3 protein-coding genes are annotated in these 3470 nt (G+C 68.4%); 1 reads left to right on the forward strand and 2 read right to left on the reverse strand.

The genetic code is table 11. The annotated features are described in order from the left end of the window. On the reverse strand, nt 1–825 hold an 825-nt coding region (locus ACFE99_RS24125; RefSeq protein ID WP_375489273.1), incomplete at its 3' end, for a haloalkane dehalogenase. A gap of 40 nt (nt 826–865) precedes the next feature. Between ACFE99_RS24125 and ACFE99_RS24130 the strand changes: the two genes are divergently transcribed. Beyond that, the gene (locus ACFE99_RS24130; RefSeq protein WP_375489275.1) at nt 866–1732 is read left to right on the forward strand and encodes an alpha/beta fold hydrolase; all 867 of its coding nucleotides are present in this window, start codon (nt 866–868) and stop codon (nt 1730–1732) included. Nucleotides 1733–1737: 5 nt separating this feature from the next. Here the strand turns inward: ACFE99_RS24130 and ACFE99_RS24135 are convergent. Then, the coding region (locus tag ACFE99_RS24135) for a hypothetical protein (RefSeq protein ID WP_375489277.1) at nt 1738–3470 on the reverse strand (1733 nt) is incomplete at its 5' end.

The raw sequence follows: 3470 nt of genomic DNA on the forward strand, positions 1-3470 counted from the left end.
TTCCTGGATGAAGTGCTTGGCTTTCGGCAGCTCGACGACAACGTGATCGGGAAAGGCCGCACGCATCCGGGGCAGTGATTGGCCGGGCGGAAACGCCGGATCCTTCATTCCCCACACCAGCAGGGCCGGTTTCGAGCCCAGCGTTGCGGGCACCTCGTTGGCGAGCCGCTCCAGCAGTGGGCGGGCGGCCAGGATTTCCTTGGGCATCCGCGCCACCCCCAGCCGGGCCTGCGGAGTGGGCTGCACTCGGCGGTAGTGCGCCATAACCTGCTGGTTTAGCCGCCGCGCGGTTCCCGCCGGGATCAGCCGCTCGACAAAGAAGTTGCGCTGCAGGATCGCGTATTGCAGCGGACGACTCGACATGACCTTGCTGAATGCCTTCGCCCGCAGATTGTCCGCCGGCCAGAACCAGGTGTTGCCCAAGATCACCCCGCGCACCCGGTCTGCGCGGGCCACGTCGACCGCCATGCTGATCGGGCCGCCCCAGTCCTGTCCCATCGTCAGGTAGCCGTCGAGACCGAGGTGGTCCACCAAGTCGCCGACCGCGGCGGCATGCTCCTCGACCGTGTACCCGAATCCCGGGGGGCGTTGCGACAGCCCGAAACCGAGGTAGTCGGGCGCGATGCAGCGGAAGCGGTCGCGCAGCGCCACGATGATGTCGCGGTACAGGAAACTCCACGTCGGGTTGCCATGGCAGAACACGATCGGCGGCCCTTTCCCACTAGATGAGCCCTCGTCGACGTAATGCATGCGGCCCCGCGGCCCGTCGAACCACTGCGACGCGAACGGGTACAGCTGAGGATCGGGAGTGAACTCGACAGTCATTGCGCTCCTTAGATGCCGTCAAAGATGGTAAGCCCGAACTGTGCTTCCGCAGACGGTACGGGACTGGCGCGACGGTGGCCGTTTGGTGTCGACGGGTGCGGGCAAGGTATTCGTCCGTTCGGCTGGCGGTGAAGCGCCGACGGTATTGCTGCTGCACGGATTTCCTTCCAGCTCATACGATTTCCGTGCGGTGATCCCGCGCCTGGGGCAGCGGTCCTGGCTAAGCCTCGATTTTCTCGGGTTCGGGCTGTCGGACAAGCCGCGGCCGCATCCCTACAGCCTGCTCGAGCAGGCCGACATTGTGCAGGAGGTGGTCTGCGCGACGGGCACCGGTCCGGTGATGATCCTCGCCCACGACATGGGGACGTCGGTAACCACCGAACTGCTGGCCCGCGACCTGGACCGCTCCTTACCGTTCGAGCTGCAGCGCGTCGTGCTGTCCAACGGCAGCGTGATCCTGGAGCGGGCCAGCCTGCACCCGATCCAGAAGCTGCTGCGCGGTCCGCTCGGCCCGGTGGTTGCGCGGCTGGCGAACCGCCGGACATTCACCCGCGGCTTCGCCCGGCTGTTCACGCCGGCGCACCCGCTGTCGGCCGAGGAAGCCGCCGCCCAGTGGGCGTTGCTGTCCTACAACGGGGGACACCGCATCGCTCACTTGCTGATTTCCTACCTGGACGAGCGGGTGCGCTACGCCGCCCGCTGGCACGGCGCGGTGCGGGACTGGCCCAATCGGCTCGGCTTCGTGTGGGGCCTCGACGATCCGGTGGCCACCACCAATGTGCTTGACGGGTTGCGGGCACTGCGCCCGCATGCTCCGGTCGTCGAGTTGCCCGGGCTGGGTCACTATCCGCAGATCGAAGACCCCGCGGCGTTCACTCGCGCGGCGCTGTCCGTACTCGACGGGTAAGCGGCTCAGCTCAAGAAAGTCGTGACAGCGGTGGCCAGGTCGGGAGAGGCCGACGTGGCCAGGTTCTGGTAGGTGCCGCCGCTGAGGTGTGCGACGGCTTCCCAGGTGGGCCGGTCGGGATCGGCGCCGAAGTCGATGACGTTCACCGCCACGGGCTTGGCCGGGTCCACGCTTTGGCGGATGAAGTCCTGCAGCCCCGCCCCGTCGAGCGTCTGGTCGGTGTGCGGCCCCGCGGTGATGACCAGCACCGAATTCGCCTGTCCGGGACGGAAATTCGCGATGGCCTCTTTGTAGACCAGCCGCAGCGTGGTGAACGACACCGCGCCGCCGGGCGAGGAGTACTGCTTGTCCAGGACCGCGCTCAGCGCCGCGGAACGGGGCTGACCGTTGACCGGCTCGTCCAGCGGCCCGCTGGACACCTCGCTGCGGCCTTCTTTGCCGTCGAACGTCCACAGCCCCACCGCCGAATTCGCCGGCAGCGCCCGGATCCGATCCTGCAGTGCGGCCACGACGTTGGCCAGCCGGGACTTGCCGCCTTCGTCGGTGGTCATCGACTGGTCGAGCACGATGGTGGCGGCCGGTCCGCTGGCCGGTGTGGTCAGCGTGCTGGCCAGCGTGGCGCGCATCGACTCGTCGCCGACAGACAAAGTGGCCGCCAGCGGCGCAAAGTTGGTGACATCGCTTTTCGGCGGGTTGACGCCTTGCACGCGGAAGCCGGCTTTCGCCAGCTCACTGAGCTGATCGGGTTTGTGCATGAATCGGGCGAACTCGCTGGCTGCGCTGACCTGTTCCTGCGACAGCCACGACCCGCTGAGCAGCACGGTCGGATAGTCGGCCACCGCAGCCGGCCCGGGCGGCAGCCAGGACGTCAGCGCGCCGGCGGCATCGTTCGATTGCCCGCGCTGGAACAGCTGCTGCTCGGTGGTGACCACCGCATGCACCGGCGCAGCGGCCGGATCACCGGGTTTGAGCAACACGTTCATCGCTTCGGTCAGCGAATTGTCCGCCAGCTTGGGCTGTGCGTCGATCAGCGTGCGCACGGCGCCGCTGCCCGCGGTCGGTGGGGCGCCGGGCGGCGCCGTTGTGGTCGCCACCGCCTCGGCCGCCAGATATGTGGCATCACTGTTGCCGGCCAGCGGCAGCGCCAGCCGTAACGATCCCCACGCCGGCAGGTTCAACGCGGCCAAGGCGTCCGGCTTGGTCTGCAGGCCCGGCAGCGACGCCCAATTCTGGCTGGCCAGCGCGTGTTGCAGTTCGGGCCGCACCGCAAGCAGCACCGGCGAGCTGACCAGTGAGCGGCTGTCACTGATGGTTTGCTTTCCGGCTGCCGCCGACAGCCGCGCCGCCGACACCGAGCTGCCCGGGATCCACAGCGCCGGGCGGTCACCGAGCTGCGACGGCCATTTGCCGATGAACCCGTCGACGACGGCGTCGGAGCTGGCCGACTTAACGCTGACCTGCATGCAGTGGTCACCGACCGGGGTGGCCGACTTGTTGTAGTGCTCGGCGAACTGCTGCACCCGGTCGGCGATCGTTGAGTCGGCAACCACCGCCACCGTCTCGGCGGCCCCAACGCAGCGCGCCGCGGCGCTGTGCGAGCGGTTGGACAACGTGTCGCCGAAGAAGCGCCACAAGATCACCGCCGCCACCACGACGACGACCGCGACCAGCGCCGCGACCACGGCGATGCTGACGCCGCGCGCCCGCCGGTCACTGCGATGCCCGCCGCGCCACTGGC

Origin of the sequence: uncultured Mycobacterium sp. (assembly GCF_964249325.1) — a bacterium.
In the GTDB taxonomy this organism is placed as follows: domain Bacteria; phylum Actinomycetota; class Actinomycetes; order Mycobacteriales; family Mycobacteriaceae; genus Mycobacterium.